The sequence below is a fragment of the Oceanobacter sp. 1_MG-2023 genome, from assembly GCF_030689025.1.
GTDB lineage: Bacteria > Pseudomonadota > Gammaproteobacteria > Pseudomonadales > Oceanobacteraceae > Oceanobacter.
This window is the reverse complement of the sequence record NZ_JAUYWA010000019.1, coordinates 24,423-41,536: the sequence shown is the minus strand read 5'-3', so window position 1 is coordinate 41,536 and position 17,114 is coordinate 24,423. Positions and strand designations below refer to the sequence as shown.

At 53.2% G+C, this 17,114-nt stretch carries 13 protein-coding genes; 10 read left to right on the top strand and 3 right to left on the bottom strand.

Annotated features, from left to right (window positions below):
* Positions 1 to 126 precede the first annotated feature (126 nt).
* The 6 genes from Q8W22_RS12405 (at position 127) to Q8W22_RS12380 (ending at position 7,439) form a co-directional block, all read left to right on the top strand.
* Positions 127 to 420, top strand: a complete 294-nt coding sequence (locus Q8W22_RS12405) for a co-chaperone GroES (RefSeq protein WP_303434760.1) — start codon at positions 127 to 129, stop codon at positions 418 to 420.
* A gap of 57 nt (positions 421 to 477) precedes the next feature.
* A complete protein-coding gene (groL, locus tag Q8W22_RS12400; protein WP_303434759.1) occupies positions 478 to 2,118 on the top strand; it encodes a chaperonin GroEL in 1,641 nt (546 codons plus the stop codon).
* A 1,001-nt stretch (positions 2,119 to 3,119) separates the two neighbouring features.
* Complete coding sequence (gene ltrA, locus Q8W22_RS12395) at positions 3,120 to 4,823, top strand: group II intron reverse transcriptase/maturase (RefSeq protein ID WP_305452508.1); 1,704 nt, start codon at positions 3,120 to 3,122, stop codon at positions 4,821 to 4,823.
* A gap of 807 nt (positions 4,824 to 5,630) precedes the next feature.
* Positions 5,631 to 5,999, top strand: a complete 369-nt coding sequence (locus Q8W22_RS12390; RefSeq protein WP_303434758.1) for a NirD/YgiW/YdeI family stress tolerance protein — start codon at positions 5,631 to 5,633, stop codon at positions 5,997 to 5,999.
* A 220-nt stretch (positions 6,000 to 6,219) separates the two neighbouring features.
* Positions 6,220 to 6,609 (top strand): GFA family protein, encoded by a 390-nt coding sequence (locus tag Q8W22_RS12385; RefSeq protein ID WP_305414949.1) that lies wholly within the window; start codon positions 6,220 to 6,222, stop codon positions 6,607 to 6,609.
* A 41-nt stretch (positions 6,610 to 6,650) separates the two neighbouring features.
* Positions 6,651 to 7,439 (top strand): hypothetical protein, encoded by a 789-nt coding sequence (locus Q8W22_RS12380; RefSeq protein ID WP_305452507.1) that lies wholly within the window; start codon positions 6,651 to 6,653, stop codon positions 7,437 to 7,439.
* A 52-nt stretch (positions 7,440 to 7,491) separates the two neighbouring features.
* On the opposite strand, the gene Q8W22_RS12375 is transcribed toward Q8W22_RS12380, so the two are convergent.
* Positions 7,492 to 8,130, bottom strand: a complete 639-nt coding sequence (locus tag Q8W22_RS12375) for an NAD(P)H-dependent oxidoreductase (RefSeq protein ID WP_303434869.1) — start codon at positions 8,128 to 8,130, stop codon at positions 7,492 to 7,494.
* A 163-nt stretch (positions 8,131 to 8,293) separates the two neighbouring features.
* Positions 8,294 to 10,015, bottom strand: coding sequence for a sensor domain-containing diguanylate cyclase (locus Q8W22_RS12370; protein WP_305452505.1), 1,722 nt, complete (start codon positions 10,013 to 10,015; stop codon positions 8,294 to 8,296).
* 364 nt (positions 10,016 to 10,379) lie between these two features.
* On the opposite strand from Q8W22_RS12370, the gene Q8W22_RS12365 reads away from it, so the two are divergent.
* Entirely contained in the window at positions 10,380 to 11,297 is a 918-nt protein-coding gene (locus tag Q8W22_RS12365; protein WP_305414953.1) for a glutaminase, read from the top strand.
* A 96-nt stretch (positions 11,298 to 11,393) separates the two neighbouring features.
* On the top strand, positions 11,394 to 11,783 hold the full coding sequence (locus Q8W22_RS12360) for a hypothetical protein (protein WP_305452504.1): 390 nt from the start codon (positions 11,394 to 11,396) through the stop codon (positions 11,781 to 11,783).
* Positions 11,784 to 11,838: 55 nt separating this feature from the next.
* On the opposite strand, the gene Q8W22_RS12355 is transcribed toward Q8W22_RS12360, so the two are convergent.
* Entirely contained in the window at positions 11,839 to 12,279 is a 441-nt protein-coding gene (locus Q8W22_RS12355) for a group II truncated hemoglobin (RefSeq protein ID WP_305452503.1), read from the bottom strand.
* A gap of 206 nt (positions 12,280 to 12,485) precedes the next feature.
* On the opposite strand from Q8W22_RS12355, the gene Q8W22_RS12350 reads away from it, so the two are divergent.
* Together Q8W22_RS12350 and Q8W22_RS12345 are read left to right on the top strand one after the other, a co-directional pair.
* Positions 12,486 to 16,088 (top strand): ATP-binding protein, encoded by a 3,603-nt coding sequence (locus Q8W22_RS12350; protein WP_305414955.1) that lies wholly within the window; start codon positions 12,486 to 12,488, stop codon positions 16,086 to 16,088.
* Complete coding sequence (locus Q8W22_RS12345) at positions 16,085 to 17,020, top strand: response regulator transcription factor (RefSeq protein ID WP_303434863.1); 936 nt, start codon at positions 16,085 to 16,087, stop codon at positions 17,018 to 17,020. Before Q8W22_RS12350 ends, Q8W22_RS12345 begins: the two co-directional genes overlap by 4 nt.
* Positions 17,021 to 17,114 lie beyond the last annotated feature (94 nt).

Here is a 17,114-nt window from a genome sequence, read left to right as displayed (position 1 = left end):
TCACATCGGGTGTTGAAAACCATCGCAGCGTCCCAATTATCGAAACACACAGATTTGGGGCGGGTGTATGACACCATCTGCCCCGCACACCGCAAACATTGCTTTATACATTGGAGATAACCTCAAATGAAAATCCGTCCTTTACACGATCGTGTTGTTGTTCGTCGCAAGGAAGAAGAGCAAACCACCGCTGGCGGTATCTTGCTTCCAGGTTCTGTTGCTGAAAAACCGAATCAAGGAGAAGTGGTTGCTGTTGGTACGGGTCGCGTTTTGACCAATGGTGATGTACAGGCTCTGGCAGTTGCAGTGGGCGACACCGTGGTCTTCGGCAAGTACTCCGGTTCCAACACCATCGACATCGATGGTGAAGAACTGCTGATTCTGAATGAAAGCGACATCTACGGCGTATTGGAAGCCTGATTCACGCTTCCTGTTGATCCCCGTTTGTAACTGAATAAATTTTGAGGAAAAAACATTATGTCCGCTAAAGAAGTTAAATTTGGCAACGATGCTCGTCAAAAAATGCTGGCAGGCGTTAACGTCCTGGCAAACGCCGTCAAAGTGACTCTGGGTCCCAAAGGCCGCAACGTTGTACTGGAAAAATCATTTGGCGCACCCACCATCACCAAAGATGGTGTCTCGGTTGCACGTGAAATCGAACTGGAAGACAAGTTCGAAAACATGGGCGCACAAATGGTCAAGGAAGTTGCTTCCCAGACCAACGACAAAGCCGGTGACGGCACCACCACTGCAACAGTACTGGCACAAGCCATTGTCAACGAAGGCCTGAAAGCCGTCGCTGCAGGCATGAACCCAATGGACCTGAAACGCGGTATAGACAAGGCAACCTCTGCCGTTGTTGAACAGCTGAAAGCCCAGGCCAAACCATGTGAAGACAGCAAAGCCATTGCCCAGGTCGGCACCATCTCTGCCAACTCAGATTCCACGGTTGGTACTCTGATTGCAGAAGCCATGGCAAAAGTAGGCAAAGAAGGCGTTATCACCGTTGAAGAAGGCAAAGGCTTCGAAGACGAGCTGGAAGTTGTTGAAGGTATGCAGTTTGACCGTGGCTACCTGTCACCTTACTTCGTCAACAACCAGGAAAAAATGACCGCCGAACTGGAAAACCCACTGATCCTGCTGGTTGACAAAAAAGTCGACAACCTGCAAGAGCTGATTCCAGTACTGGAAAACGTTGCCAAGTCCGGCCGTCCACTGCTGATCGTGGCAGAAGACGTAGAAGGACAAGCGCTGGCAACACTGGTTGTCAACAACCTGCGTGGCACATTCAAAGTGGCTGCGGTTAAAGCTCCAGGCTTCGGCGATCGTCGTAAAGCCATGCTGCAAGACATCGCCATCCTGACCGGTGGTCAAGTGATCAGCGAAGAAGTGGGCATGTCACTGGAAACCGTCGGCATTGAAATGCTGGGTACCGCTAAGAAAGTGGTTATCAGCAAAGAAAACACCGTGGTGGTTGATGGCGCTGGTTCTGGCACCGAAGTCTCTGCCCGTGTTGAACAGATCCGTGCCGAAATGGCCGCATCCACTTCTGACTACGACAAAGAAAAACTGCAGGAACGTGTTGCCAAACTGGCCGGCGGCGTCGCCGTGATCAAAGTGGGTGCCGGTTCTGAAGTTGAAATGAAAGAGAAAAAAGACCGCGTTGACGACGCCCTGAACGCTACCCGTGCTGCGGTAGAAGAAGGCGTGGTTGCTGGTGGTGGTGTTGCCCTGGTACGTGCCCTGAGCAACGTAACCGTCGTGGGTGACAACGAAGACCAAAACGTCGGTATTGCCCTGGCCCTGCGTGCGATGGAAGCACCTATCCGTCAAATCGCTGCCAACGCCGGTGCCGAAGGTTCCGTAGTGGTCGACAAAGTCAAAGCTGGCGAAGGAGCATTTGGCTTTAACGCCGCCTCTGGCGAATACGGCGACATGATCGACCTGGGTATCCTTGACCCTGCCAAAGTGACTCGTTCATCCCTGCAAGCAGCAGCCTCTGTTGCTGGCCTGATGATCACCACTGAAGCCATGGTTGCCGAGATCCCTAAAGAAACTCCAGCAATGCCTGATATGGGCGGCATGGGCGGAATGGGAGGCATGGGCGGCATGATGTGATGCGACGAGAGTCGCGCAGGTAGCTAGCCTGGCTGGGATTACTCCAAGCCCAGTGAGTGCCGACTTCAGACGAAGTTGGTGCTCATTAACCAGCGAAAAATAGCAAAACAATGTACCCGACATTCGGGCTTGTCCCGAATGTCGGATATCCTCTTGATTGAGGAATCAAACATCGGGCATGTCTGTGCCTATCAACAACGGCGCACACTGAAGCGACTGATTTATTGGTCGTCATGAAGTGGGAATCGTCGTGTCTTTGAATAGCTAAGCGCCTGCCGGTGTGAAGCTGTTTTCTGCAATTGTTTCGCTAACACACTCCTTAAGAGGACTTGTCCTGTAGTGTCGTTAGAGAGAAACCAAAAATGCAACTTTTTGTAGCCTAGGGATAGTGCGTCACTGGTAACGGTGGGGTGTGAAGCTTCCTGACAATGTACTCCCCTCGCGGCATGTTCCACCGTGAGGTGGCTTACATGGATTCTGCCAGTCACAGGCGGATGAGAGGCTAGGCTGAGCTATATGGTTAACACACGTGAACTGCTAACAAGCACCGTCAGCCGCATAAAGCGCAAGTGACTGTTCGCTTTGACCAAAAGGTACAGGGTTGGTTACTCCTCTTACATCTGGGAGTACGTTGTCATTGAACCCTCGGTGTATTGGCAGAACCTAAGTAGCTCGTGTTGCAGAAAACGGAACTCGGAAACCCCATATCTCCGCCACGAATGTGGCAGGCTGACCGTAAGGGAAGCTGTTGGAGGTGCGGGATTGGGAGGTTGGAAAAAGCGAATGCCAGGCTGTAATGGTCTGGATAGGGGGTTAAAGGTTCCTCCGCCGGAAACGGTTGCCCACGTCCAACTGGTCTCTGATCGCGTGAAAATGTGTAAAGCAATCAACTGAAACAGGTCTGAGCTTCGGCAATGACCTTCACCCCTGACGGGAAGTACCTCTCCCGTCAGGGAGCAGTGTGCTCTCCGTCTGGTAACAGGAATAAGGAGAGCAGCAAGATGAGTGAATCGCTCAATCTGAACGAAACACCTGCGTTCTCCGACTGGGCGGAGAACTGGCATGCCATCAATTGGCAGCTGGCTCACCAAACGGTTCGAGAGCTACAGGTACGAATCGCGAAGGCAACTCAAGCAAAGCAATGGCGCAAGGTGAAAGCCTTGCAGCGACTGCTGACCCGATCTTTCTCTGCCAGAGCGTTGGCAGTGAAGCGGGTAACAGAAAACCGGGGTAAGAATACACCCGGCGTAGACGGTGAATCCTGGAGTACACCGAATACAAAATGGCAAGCGATCAGCCGACTGCAACGACAAGGGTATAAACCCAAGCCGTTGCGGCGTGTTTACATTCCCAAAGCCAACGGCAAACGTCGTCCTTTGGGGATTCCAACGATGCTGGACAGAGCAATGCAGGCGTTATACCTGCTGGCGCTCGAACCCGTGTCGGAAACAACAGCAGATCGCAACAGCTATGGGTTTCGCCCCATGCGCTCTACAGCCGATGCAATTGAGCAATTGTTCGTCAATCTCAGTCGCAAACACTCGGCCCAATGGGTGCTTGAAGGCGATATTCAAGGTTGTTTTGACAACATCAGCCATGACTGGTTACTGGCCAACATTCCGTTGGATAAAACTGTACTCAGAAAATGGCTGAAAGCTGGATTTATGGAATCCAACCACCTTTACCGAACCGAGGCAGGAACTCCGCAAGGGGGGATTATCTCTCCGGTTTTGGCCAATATGGCGCTTGATGGACTGGAAGACGTGTTACTGGCCCGCTTTGGGCAAAAGAACACCAAAGCCAGCTACAAGACCAAGGTCAATTACGTGCGTTATGCAGACGACTTCGTCATCACTGGTATCTCGAAAGAGCTGTTAGTCGAGGAAGTTCAACCTCTGGTTGAAGCCTTTATGGCTGAGCGAGGTTTGCAGCTATCGCCTGAAAAGACGGTAGTAACACACATAAAAGATGGTTTTGATTTTCTGGGGCAAAACGTGCGCAAGTACAACGACAAACTGCTGATCAAGCCAAGTCGTAAAAACATGCGTCATCACCTTCAGAAACTCAAAGAGATAGTGCGCAAGAACAGAACATCTGAACAAGGTATTCTGATCAAACAACTCAATCCGGTCATCCGGGGTTGGGCGAATTATCATCAGCACATTGTGGCTGTTGATACGTTCAAATACGTGGACTATCGAATATGGAAACTCCTGTGGCGCTGGTCTTGCCGACGCCACAAGAATCGCTCCAAACGATGGGTGAAAAGACGGTATTTTCACCGCGTTGATGGAGTAGATTGGGTCTTTCAGGCCGTCTATGTGGATGATGGGGCTACCCGCCTGATCAAAAGCACAGATACAAAAATCCAGCGGCACCGAAAGATCAAGGCAGAGGCTAATCCCTATGCGCCGGAATACGAAAGCTACTTTGAACAACGTTTGGAGTACGTCTGGAAGCATTCCGTTGCAGGCAGGAAAAAGCTGATTTCCTTGTGGGTTCGACAGCTCAAGCGCTGTCCTATGTGCAAGCAGTTTATAACGTCCGAAACGGGGTGGAATATTCATCACGTACTCGAACGGCACAAGGGCGGAAGTGACAAGCTGGAAAATCTGGTGCTGTTACATCCCAATTGCCATCGGCAGTTGCATGTGGTGGACTGTAGTGGACAAAAGTTAATGGAGAGGCTTGAAATGTGCTCTTAATGCCACAATGAATTACCTGTGCATGCTCTATTTGCTGTATTGCTTAGCACAGATGGCAATTCAACTATCATATGGAGTAATTTCATGTCTTCACCGTCATCGCCGTACTACTACAAGAAATCTAGTGATACCTATCACTGGGAGCTTAGCTGTCATTTGAATTACTACTCATCTAGTAACCCTGATTGGGTTAAAACTAGTACAAGGCCATCAGGGAGGGAGCAGTGTAACTCTTGTAAAGCTAAGTGAGTAGCCGGTCTGTACTTCGGTACTGACTTATAGAGGCTTGAGCCGGATGCGGGGAAACTCGCAAGTCCGGTTCTTAGGGGGCGGCGGCGCAGTAATGCGCTGCTGCTACCCGTCAGGTAAATAACCTCCATTAGCCTCCGGCTACCACGCTTGATAAAAAACCCGCGCTGAATAATCAGCGCGGGTTTTTTATTGGCCAGGTTGTATGGGGGCTGCCACCTGTCGAGCCTTGCTGTACGCTAATAACACAGGATTTCTGGCGGTGTCTTCAACGACACTTTGCATCACCCAAGCTTCTATCGGTAGATTTTCTTCGTTGCTTTTGTCTTGAAAATGTAAAGATCATGGTCACTACGTTGTCGTGACCATGGCAGCAGTAGAAAATAGCTTCCCTACCTGCGGGTTGGCGTTTATTACCTTGGGGTATAAACGGTTACAGGACAAGGACTGCGCAATAAAAGGCACCATGGCTGTCAGCTTGTTTATCCAGGGTCGTTGAATCCGGGCAGGTACATGGATTCATATTTGGTACATGATGTGATTTTAAAGGAGATTATTATGCCAGGATTGAAATTGAAAACGCTTGCATTGGCCAGTGTAACTTTATTGGGGACGAGCCAATGGGTGCACGCTCAATATGTTGGCCCTTCGGCTCAGCAGTCTGTTTCATCGGTCGCAGACATATTTAAACATGCATCGGATGATCAACGCGTTATATTACGTGGTTATTTGATCAAACAAGTCAGCTCAGAGAAATATCTGTTTTCTGACGGTAGCGGCGATATTCGGGTAGAAATTGATGCTGAAGATTTTCGTGGCCAAACGGTGAATGAAAAAACTCAGGTTGAGCTTATTGGTGAGGTGGAAAAAGATTTTCTTGAGTCACCGGAAGTGGATGTGGATATCATTAATGTTGTGCCAGGCTGACCTGAAGCCGGTATAAAAGACTGATGAAGGGCGTCGACAGGGCGAGCCGTTGGTTGTAGCTAACGATGGTTGGTCAATGATGACTAACCTCGTTTTTGGCTTTGACGGGTCTTTTTACGCTCACATCACAAGGCTGGCGCCTGCCTTATCTTGTCCCCATCTCCGGCATGTTGCCGGGGTGTTGTGGGGCGTCTCTGATCAATCAACAGAAGGAATCGTAATGATCACAGGGAGCTGCCTTTGTGGCGCAGTAACGTACACCATTACTGGCAAGGTCGGGGATATCGTTCATTGTCATTGTGTTACATGCCGCAAGGCACATGCGGCGGCTTTTTCCAGTGTAGCGGCGGTTGCCGATGCGGATTTTGTGGTGTCGGGGCGTGAATCGTTGACGGCGTATGAATCATCACCTGGCAAGCAGCGCTATTTTTGTTCACGCTGTGGTTGTCAGATTTATGCCAAGCGAGACAACACCAAACACCTGGTGTTACGTCTTGGTTCTTTGGACGATCACCCGGGAGTGGATGAAAAGTGTCATATCTGGGTATCAGAAAAAGCCGAATGGTATGATATTAACAGCACCTTGCCGGTATATCCTCAATCGGAATAATGGCGGTTTTTTGGGTCAACCTGGGTAGATGAGTCGTTGTTATGGTAGATAATGAATTTTTATATGGCTATAGCAGCGTATTAATCGCCGTTGTGTTGTTTCTGGTGATTATTGTTTTTAACGAAGTCGGTTTTGTTTCTGGTCGTTATGTACAGTCCCGTACTGATGATGAAGTCAAAACCCTGACCGGTTCTATCCAGGCCAGTATTCTGGGTTTATTGGCTTTGCTGCTGGGTTTTACCTTCAGCATGGCGATGCAGCGCTACGATAACCGCACCATGGCGTTGATTGATGAAGCCAATACCATGGGAACCGCGATGTTGCGGGCGCAGTTGTTACCCGGCGAGTACCAAACCAAAGCCGATAATACATTACGGGACTATATTCGTTTGCGGGTAGAGATGGGGCAGGTTGATCTTACTCGTATCGATGTGCGTAGCGATTACCAGCGCCAAATCGTGGCGTTACAGAATCAGCTATGGGGGATTACCCTGGCAGCAACGGAAACAGACCCCAGACCGGTGACAACCGGCTCATTCTTGCAATCCCTGAATGCGATGATCGATGCCCAGGGCAAACGGAACGCACTGCTGCAATTGCATGTGCCGGAGAGCATTTTACTGCTGTTGTTCGTGGTCTTTATCGCCAGCGGCAGCATTATGGGGTATTCAGCCGGTTTGAGTGGCAAGCGCATGGTGGTGCCTATTGTGCTGGTATCTTTGTTGATTACGCTGATTGTGTTCACCATTATTGATCTTGACCGGCCCAAGCGAGGATTGATTCAGGTAGATCAGAATGTGATGAGTGCGTTATTGAAACAAGCAAGATAACGGTGTGTAACCGTTATCTCTGTACCCAAAAGCCTGGACATTCGTTATCGGGCTATTTAACTTCGGTAATAAACTGTTCTTTTGGGCGGCGTACTTTTTTCAAATCGACCAGCCAGTCGCCTTCTTCGGCCCGATAACCCAGCGGCAGCAGTAACACACTGCGCAGGCCGCGTTCCCGCAGGTTGAGGATAGTGTCGAGGTCGTCCGGGGTAAAACCTTCCATCGGCGTGCAATCCACTTCTTCTGCCGCTGCGGCAATCAAGGCACTGCCGAGGCCGATGTAGGCCTGACGGGCGGCATGCTGGAAATTGTCTTCCGCATCACGGGCAGGGTACATCTGTAACAGCATTTGCCGATAACGTTCCCAGCCTTCATTGGTGATGGCACGCTCTTCATTGGTGAGGTCGAACATCATGTTGATGCGTTCTGGGGTGTAGTTGTCCCAGGCGGCAAAAACCAGCAGGTGTGAGCAGTCGGTAATTTGTGCCTGATTCCAGGCGATGGCCTGGATTTGCTGTCGAATGTCGGGGTTGGTGACAACCAGCACTTCATAAGGCTGCAAGCCACTGGAGGTAGCGGTCAGGCGAATGGCTTCCAGTATGCGTTCGACCTTGTCTTCCGGGACGGCTTGGGTTGGGTTCATTTTTTTGGTGGCATAGCGCCAGTTTAATAAGTCGATGACGTCAGTCATGATGGATCTCCAGAATAGTCAACCGGAACGGTGTGTGTCTTAGTGGCTATAGTGACAGATTCCTGATGCCCGATAGATGGGCCTTTGGCGAACAATTTATTCAGTGCAGCCGGGTAATAACGATGTTGGGGTGGAGCGTCATGATGACGCTCGCCGGGCCAGGTCAGTCGTGTGTTGATGAGGGGATCAGCCCGGGGCAATAGCGGTGGCGGCCGCTGGATTTGGCTTCGTATAGAGCCTGGTCGGCAGTGGCCAATATATCGGTGAGTGTTCGTCCTGGGGTTGCCAGGCTGCTGCCAGCGCTGATGGTGAGGGGCAGCACTTCTTTCAGCTCACTGAGCAGTTCGTATTGCTGGATTGCGCTACAGAGACGCAGACCGAGCTGATCAAGCAAGAGTTGTTGGTCGGTGTTGATCAGCAGCAAAAATTCATCGCCACCCCAGCGACAGGCAAAGTCTCCCTGGCGGATATGATCCTGAATGATCTGGGCGGTGGTTTTCAGCGCCAGGTCACCTGTGGCGTGACCGTATTGGTCATTGATGTTCTTGAAACGGTCGAGATCGAGCCAGAGTACGCCAAAGGTTTCTTGATCTTGCTGTAGCCGCCTCATATGTTGCTGCAGCTCTTCCATCATGCCGCGGCGGTTGAGCAAGCCGGTGACCGGGTCGGTATAGGTCAGTCTTTCCAGTTCTTCGGTACGCTGCCGAACCCGGATCTCCAGCCGTTCTTGTGATTTCAGTACCTCGTCGGCCATACGCTTGAAGTGGCTCATGAGACGGCCAATTTCACCATGCCGGTAGTGGGGAGCGTCGTCTTCTATCTGTATCTGCCTGCCATCTCGCAGGTGCTCAATATTGTTTTCCAGCTGGCGCAGTGGTTTTGAAACGTAGCAATTGAGGGCCAGATTAAACAGCAGCAGGGCGATAAAAATGCTGGCTCCCGCCAGTAAAAACAGATTGTTGAAGGTGCTGAGCGGCAACAAGGTATCGAGATCCAGCAGGGTCATGACAAACCAGTCCACCTCTGGCAAATAGATAACCCCGGCCTGATGTTCTCGGCCGTGGCTGCTAACGTGGGTGCTGACCACAAGCCCGGGGCTGGCTCGGGCGGTATCCAGTATGTTCACCAGCCTGGCCCGCTGGTTGTCGTTGTCGAGCTGCTTCCAGATGGTTTTACGCTCGCTGGCTTCTTTGGTGATGCTGGCAAAGTCGATCTGGGAAATATCTTCAGATACCTGGATGGCCCCTTCGTGATCAAAAAACAGATTACTGACGCCGGGTTGTGGCGTCGTGGTGAACTGGCGAATAAACGTGGTGAGGTCAAGACCGGTACCGACGACACCAATAATCTTGTCGCCGTCGCGCATCAGCACATCGATCCAGAGTTTGGTCACCTTGAGAGGGATATCCGGGTTAACGTTCAGATGAATATCACGATTTTGTTCGATGATGCTGTAAAACCAGCGATCGTCCGGGTTATCGGCAGACAGGGTGTAACGGTATTGGTCGTTGGCGAATTCGTTGCTGGCGTTGTTGTGGTAATAGTTACCGGATTCCGGCAAAGCAACAAAGTAGCTGTGGTCGGAAAAATTGTTGCGATAGGATTCCAGCTCCGCCATGGCTTGCTGCTTTTTTTCTGCATTATGTTCGTCCTTGGCCCAGCGCCGTAATATTTGTGAATCAGACAGCTGGCGGGCCAGAGCGACTTCCCGGATGATGGGTTGCAGCGAGCGCTCTTTTTCCAGCTTGACCTGGGTTTCGAAGTGACTGAGTGCAGAGGTTTTGAGCACATTGAGTGCAATTTGCTGGCTGAAAAACCAGATGGCCAAGCCAGATAACAGCATCAGTAATGCAGTAAGAAGCAGAAAACGTGGCTTGAGGTTCATTTCAGCTTCCCGAGTCGATTGGCCAGTTTCGATTGAGCGGACGGTTTGCGCTACCGTTGTACCGGTTCTGTACGACAAATTGCCACAGTAATCTGCGCTCATGTGTTGATTGAACACGCGTACCCGGGAACAACCTGGTTAATTGTCAGGCGACTGGTAAGCCTATCACGCTTTGGCACAACAGGCATATTATTCAGTCCACTTTGATGGTAGAGCCATCGTGTGTCAGAGACAACCGGCTTTACATTTACGCCATGTATGGTGCGTACGGCAGGATGCATCGAGTATCACTGCCGGAAGAAAATCACCATCCCGCCTGCCAACTGGCTACAATCCCTCCTGAGACCGTCTGTGGAGCTTATTTGTGCAAGAAATACTGGATGACATCGTTGCCACCATTGGGGCCAGTGACGATCGTGGCAAGGTGGCGGATTATATTCCGCAACTGGCTTGTATCGACCCGAACCAGTTTGCCATTTCGGTGGTGCTGGCGGATGGACGGGTGTTCAGCTCGGGAGACTATCAACAGCTGTTTTCGATTCAGAGCATTTCCAAGGTATTTACCCTGACCATTGCCCTGGGCAAATTGGGTGATGGAGTTTGGGCCAAGGTCGGACGTGAGCCATCCGGTGATCCGTTTAACTCCATCGTGCAGCTGGAGCATGAGAACGGCAAGCCAAGAAACCCGTTTATCAATGCCGGTGCCATCGCTATTGCGGATGCCATTATGGTAGGGCACCAGCCGAAAGAGACGCTGGCAGAAATCCTGCAATTTGTACGTTTTATTGCCGACGACGAAAGCATTTGTATAGACCACAAAGTGGCAGAATCCGAGCTGAAAACCGCCGATCGCAATGCATCACTGGCGCACTTTATGGCTTCGTTTGGACGCATGAAAAACCCGGTTGATTATGTGTTGGGCACCTATTTTCACCAGTGCTCGATTGCCATGACGTGTGAGCAGCTGGCCAGATCCGGCTTGTTTCTGGCCGGTGATGGCGAAAACCCGGTGACCGGAACACGCGTGGTATCGGCGCGCCGGGCGCGGCGGATCAACTCCCTGATGATGATGTGCGGCCACTACGATGGCTCGGGAGAATTTGCCTACCGGGTCGGATTACCCGGTAAAAGCGGCGTTGGCGGCGGCATTCTGGCCGTTGCCCCTGGGCATGCATCGATTGCTGTCTGGTCGCCGGGGCTGGATGACGTTGGCAATAGCAAGCTGGGCACCGAGGCCCTGGAAAGACTGGTACAGCATACAGGCTGGTCAGTATTTGCCTGATCGGGGGAGTTTCTGTATTGGATAATCGAGGCTGGAAGTCGCTGCAGGATACTGGCAGGATGGCGCAATTTTTCAATCTGCACTGCGGAGATCACCATGACAAGTGAGTTTAAAGCCAAAGCCTGGTTAAAAAGTTCCTGCCCCTACTGCTTTCGTTTTTTACTGTTTATCACGGAAGCAGGCTTGCTGGAAGAGATCGAAGTGATTCGGGTGGATGCCGATGATGAAGACCAGCTGAATACCAAACGGGCAGAATTGCAGCGCCTGACCGGCGAAGTGGCGTCTTTTCCGACGGTTGAATTGTCACCGGGTCAGTTCATGCGCGATACCGATGCCCTGATCCAGCATTTTGCCGATATTCACGGTATTAACCCGGCCGACTTGCCGACCCTGACGTTTTACGAAACCGGCATGCTGCCCACCGCGCAGGCACGCTTCAAGGAAATACGTGCCCTGAAAGAACAACTGTCGATGTTATCTGCCTGATCAGCGTAGGGTCGGCCGACTCTGTCCGGCCCAGTCCGGCTCCGTTGGGACGTCTCTACGAACCTGTCGTATGTTTGGCAGCGTGGAATTGGCACATCAAGCGAATGCTTTCGGCCGGTCGGGCCAGTTGCTGCATCAGATAATGGCGAAAATCATCCGGGTAGCCGAGGTCTTGTAACGCCAGATCCATACAGGTCAACCAGGCCTGGACGCTGCTGGCGTCGGCGGGCAGGTGGGCATGCGCCATGGGGATGTTGATGGCACCAACGTGTTCGGCATATAGCTTGGGGCCACCAGTCCAGCCCGACAGGAACCAGGTCAGTCGTTGCCGCGAGGTGGTCAGGTCGGCGGGATGCATATCACGGAGGATTCTGGCGGCTGGCAGGGTATCCATCCGTTGATAAAAGCGGTCAACCAGAGCGGTGATGCCTTCCAGGCCGCCAGCTGCCTGGTAAGTGGCGTCGGCTTGTCCATAAATCGGGAGGTTTGAAGTCATAGTCATTGCCTGCATGTCGGTCGGGAAGCGATAAAAAGATCATAGTAGCAGCCCGAACAGCCGATCGACTGATCTGTAACAGTATGGCGGTTGCTGACCTTTGGCCAGTGCGTCGGTTGTATCCTGTTGTGGTGTGGCGCAATTGCAGTCTTCTGGCGGCGGTTTGGGTATGCTGCGCGCTGACCGTTTGTGTATTTGACTAGCCTATGCCTGCCTCTCAAAAGATTTTCAAGGTTCGACGCCACTACAACCGCTGGGTAGCGGATCAGACGCTGGAAGATTTTGCCCTGCGTTTTACCGCTCGCAGCGGCCGCCGCATGTCGATCGAACGGGTTGCACAAACCGCGTTGGGGGCCACGGCGTTTCTGGCGCTGGAAGGATTGGCCGCGGCGGTGACGTTGAATTACGGCTTTACCAACACCGTGTACGCCATGCTGGTGGTGTGTCTGCTGTTCTTTATTACCGGTGTGCCAATTACCTACTACGCCGCCAAGCACGGGCTGGATATCGATCTGTTGACCCGCGGGGCCGGATTTGGGTATCTGGGGTCAACGGTGACGTCGCTGATTTATGCGATGTTTACCTTTATCTTTTTTGCCATCGAGGCGGTGATTCTGGCGGGTGCCTTACAGGCGTTACTCGGTGTGCCGCTGGCGGTGGGGTATTTTCTGTGTGCGGCGGCGGTCATTCCGATTGTGATCCACGGTATTTCTGCCATCAGCCGGTTCCAGGCTGCCACGCAACTGGTCTGGGTGGTGTTGCAGTGTCTGGCACTGGCGGTGGTGGTGGTGAATGAATCCGGCCAGCTGGACGCCTGGACGCACTTCCATGGCCTGGCGATTGATCAATTGCCCGGCGCAACCGTACCGGGGCCGGGGAACGATACCCTGATACCCGGGGTGGGGGCTGGCAGTTTTAATATCCTGTTATTTGGCGCGGCCGCGTCGGTGTTTTTTGCTCTGGTACCACAAATCGGCGAGCAGGTGGATTACCTGCGGTTTATGCCCCCAAAGACCCCACACAATGCGCGCCGCTGGTGGTTCTGGTTGATGCTGGCGGGGCCAGGCTGGGTATCGATCGGTATTGTCAAAATGCTGCTGGGATCGTTTCTGGCGTATCTGGCCATTACCCAGGGGGTTGCGTATGAGCTGGCCACCGACCCGACCCATATGTATCAGCGCGTGTTTTTCTATCTGACCCATTCCGAAGGGCTGGCGCTGTTGCTGGCGGCGACCATGGTGATTGTGTCGCAGATGAAAATCAACGTCACCAATGCCTATGCCGGATCGATTGCCTGGTCGAATTTCTTCTCGCGGCTGACGCATTCTCACCCCGGTCGGGTGGTGTGGCTGGTGTTTAATGTCACCATCGCCCTGCTGCTGATGGAATTGGGTATCTATCAGGCATTGGAGGCGGTGCTCGGGGTGTTTGCGATTGTGGCGGTAAGCTGGCTGGGATCGCTGGCCGCCGATCTGTTGATCAACAAGCCGCTGGGGCTAAGCCCGGATATTGTGGAATTCAAACGGGCGCATTTATACGACATCAACCCGGTCGGGACGGGTTCAATGCTGCTGGCCACCACTGCCGGTATGCTCAGCTATCTGGGGTTATTTGGCGAAGTCACGGCGACCTTGAGCCACTTTGTCAGTCTCGGCATCTGTTTTGTTACCGTTCCCCTGATTGCCTGGTGGACCGGCGGCCGTTACTACATTGCCCGTACCTCTCCGGAGCTGGATCTGCTGGTCACGGATATTGCCCCGACCGATTTGTCGCGCTTGCCGGAGGATGTGCGGCATCAGCATGTGCCGACGATCCAGTGCGGCGTGTGTGAAAATCATTTTGAGCAGGAAGACATGAGTTTCTGCCCGGCCTATGGCCTGCCGATCTGTTCACTCTGCTGCACGCTGGATGTGCGCTGTATGGATATCTGCAAGCCGCACGCGCATGTAACCCGTCAGCTGGCTTATTTTTTGTCCAAGTTTGTACCGCCCCGGGTGGTGCGGGTGGTGAATTCCCGCCTGGGTCATTTTGTCAGCCTGCTGTTTATTGTGAACTTGCTGATTGCCGTGCTGCTGGCCGTGGTCTACCGGCAAATGGCACCGGTGACGGCGACAGAAGTCGAGCTGTTGCAACAAACCATGTGGACGCTGTTTTTTGCTCTGATGATTGCTTCCGGGGTACTGGCCTGGCTGTTTTTGCTGGCCCATGAAAGCCGTTTGGTGGCACAGAAAGAGTCCAACCGCCAGACACGCAAACTGATCACCGAGATTGAGGCGCACCAGGAAACCGACCTGGCATTACAGCAAGCCAAGGAACTGGCAGAGTCGGCCAACGCGGCGAAAAGCCGCTACCTGACTGGTATCAGCCACGAATTACGCACGCCGTTGCAAGCGGTGATTGGTTACGCCCAGTTATTAACCAACAAGGACGATACGCCACCGGGGCACAAGAACGGCCTGGCGATTATCCAGCGCAGCGGCCAGTACCTGACCGACCTGATTGACGGCTTGCTGGATATTTCCCGGATTGAAGCTGGCAAGCTGGATCTGTACCGCTCCCGTGTGGAATTACCGGTATTGCTGGAACAGCTGAACGCCATGTTTGCCATGCAGGCAGAACAGAAAGGCGTGCAGTTCCATGTCAGCGTAAAAGGAACCCTGCCGCAATGGACCATGACGGATGAAAAGCGCCTGCGCCAGATTCTGATCAACCTGCTTTCCAATGCCGTCAAATACACCGTCTGTGGCCGCGTCGACTTTGATATTCGATACCGCAACCAGGTGGCCGAGTTCCGCATCCGGGATACCGGCCCCGGAATCGACGACGAGTCGCTAGAGCGGATTTTTGACCCCTTTGAACGGGTACGCAATCGCGCCACCGCCAACTTGCCGGGTACCGGGTTGGGGCTGACGATCGTCAAGCTGCTGACCGAGATCATGGGCGGCGACCTCAAGGTCGACAGCACCCCCGGCCAGGGGAGCTGCTTTACCGTGGCACTGATGCTGCCCTGGGTGAACCTGCATTCCGACCAGCAACGGCAACAGGCCGAATTGCTGGAGCACAAACGCATCATTGGTTATGAAGGTTTCCAACGCACCATACTGCTGGTGGATGATGACCCGGTCGTACGGGGATTGTTGGCCGACGTACTGGTACCGCTCGGCTTTTTGACACTCGAAGCCCACGATGGAGAGCACTGCCTGGCCATGCTGGACGAACTGGAACAGGCCGGAGAACGGGGGCCGGACTTGTTCCTGATGGACGTTTCCATGCCGGGCATCACCGGCCTTGAAGTTGCTCATCGGTTGCGTACACGTGGCATCTCGGTACCGATTGTGATGCTCTCTGCCGATGCCCAGGAAGGAGACCGCAGCGAATACGACCGCGCGATTTATAACGATTATCTGGTGAAACCGGTGAGCAACAGCCGCTTGTTAAACACCATTGGCACAGTGCTGGATTTATCCTGGACCTGGCAGCATGGCCCCGGTCCGGCGGCAGCAACCGTCAGCCTGCCCACGACCGGCTTGCTGCAGGAACCCCAGGCACCGCCGGTCGGGATTCATGACGCCGCCTCGTTTGGGGTGCTGCAACCCCATCCGCAACTGCGGGAGCTGCAAGCCTATGCCGAAATGGGCTATCGCAAAGGGGTGGTGCAAGAGTTGCAAAGCCTGAAAACATCACCGGCATTAACGGCCCGTCAATTGGCCTGTTTGCAACAACTGGCCGACGGATTTCAGCTGCAGGAACTGGCAGAATTACTGAAAATTGCGCTGGCCGAAACCGACGGAGGAAGCACAGACTCATGAAGCCAACCAGCAGCACAACAGCAGGCGTGGATATGCCGTCGGACATGGTTCTGGTGGTGGATGACTCTCCCGATTCCCTGAGTCTGATCAACGATGCCCTCGAAGGAGCCGGTATCGATGTACTGGTGGCGCTGGAAGGCCGCCAGGCGTTGAGCATTGCCCGCAAAATGAAGCCAGACATGATCCTTATGGATGCCATCATGCCGAATATGGACGGTTTTGAAGCCTGTCGGCTGCTCAAAACCGACCCGGCGCTGGCGTCGATTCCGGTGATCTTCATGACCGGCCTGACCGATACCAGCGACATTGTACGAGGGCTGGAAGCCGGTGGTGTCGACTATCTCACCAAACCCATCAACCCCGATGAATTACTGGCGCGGATGCGGGTACATCTGTCTAACGCTCGTTTGACCAGTAGCGCCCAGTCGGCTCTCGACAGCACCGGCCAACACCTGATGACAGTATCGACCCAGGGGGAATTACGCTGGGCCACACCACAAACCTACGCCTTGCTGGCACGCGCCCGAGTTGACGACCTCAGCCAGAAATCCCTGCTGGCACCACAGATTGCCCGCTGGCTGGAACATCACCCTGAACCCGGCAACAGCCTGCGTCTGGACGGCCTTGGTTATCCGCTGGCTGCCAAACTGGTCAACGAACAAGGCAACGGCGAAATGCTGCTGAAGCTGGTCGACGGACAACGCCCGACCGGTGCCGCCATGTTGCGGGAACACCTGAACCTTACCGAACGGGAATCCGAAGTGCTGTACTGGATTGCCAACGGCAAAGCCAACCGCGAAGCCGCTGAAATCCTCAATATGAGCCCACGTACTGTCAACAAACACCTGGAACAGATCTTTACCAAGCTGGGTGTAGAAAACCGCACCGCCGCCGCCGGCGTCGCATTGCGATTACTGGCGGTGGAAGCCTGACAACAGTCATGGCGGTAGTCGCCTTGCACTGTGGTCAATTGCTGGACGTTAACAACGGACTTGAAGATAGAGGCGCCTTGCCTGAACGGCGGGC

Bases quoted from the DNA above. Each gene is read 5' to 3' on its own strand.
- Q8W22_RS12405 (WP_303434760.1), top strand. From the start codon at position 127: ATGAAAATCCGTCCTTTACACGATCGTGTTGTTGTTCGTCGCAAGGAA.
- groL (WP_303434759.1), top strand. From the start codon at position 478: ATGTCCGCTAAAGAAGTTAAATTTGGCAACGATGCTCGTCAAAAAATG.
- ltrA (WP_305452508.1), top strand. From the start codon at position 3,120: ATGAGTGAATCGCTCAATCTGAACGAAACACCTGCGTTCTCCGACTGG.
- Q8W22_RS12390 (WP_303434758.1), top strand. From the start codon at position 5,631: ATGCCAGGATTGAAATTGAAAACGCTTGCATTGGCCAGTGTAACTTTA.
- Q8W22_RS12385 (WP_305414949.1), top strand. From the start codon at position 6,220: ATGATCACAGGGAGCTGCCTTTGTGGCGCAGTAACGTACACCATTACT.
- Q8W22_RS12380 (WP_305452507.1), top strand. From the start codon at position 6,651: ATGGTAGATAATGAATTTTTATATGGCTATAGCAGCGTATTAATCGCC.
- Q8W22_RS12375 (WP_303434869.1), bottom strand. From the start codon at position 8,130: ATGACTGACGTCATCGACTTATTAAACTGGCGCTATGCCACCAAAAAA.
- Q8W22_RS12370 (WP_305452505.1), bottom strand. From the start codon at position 10,015: ATGAACCTCAAGCCACGTTTTCTGCTTCTTACTGCATTACTGATGCTG.
- Q8W22_RS12360 (WP_305452504.1), top strand. From the start codon at position 11,394: ATGACAAGTGAGTTTAAAGCCAAAGCCTGGTTAAAAAGTTCCTGCCCC.
- Q8W22_RS12355 (WP_305452503.1), bottom strand. From the start codon at position 12,279: ATGACTTCAAACCTCCCGATTTATGGACAAGCCGACGCCACTTACCAG.
- Q8W22_RS12350 (WP_305414955.1), top strand. From the start codon at position 12,486: ATGCCTGCCTCTCAAAAGATTTTCAAGGTTCGACGCCACTACAACCGC.
- Q8W22_RS12345 (WP_303434863.1), top strand. From the start codon at position 16,085: ATGAAGCCAACCAGCAGCACAACAGCAGGCGTGGATATGCCGTCGGAC.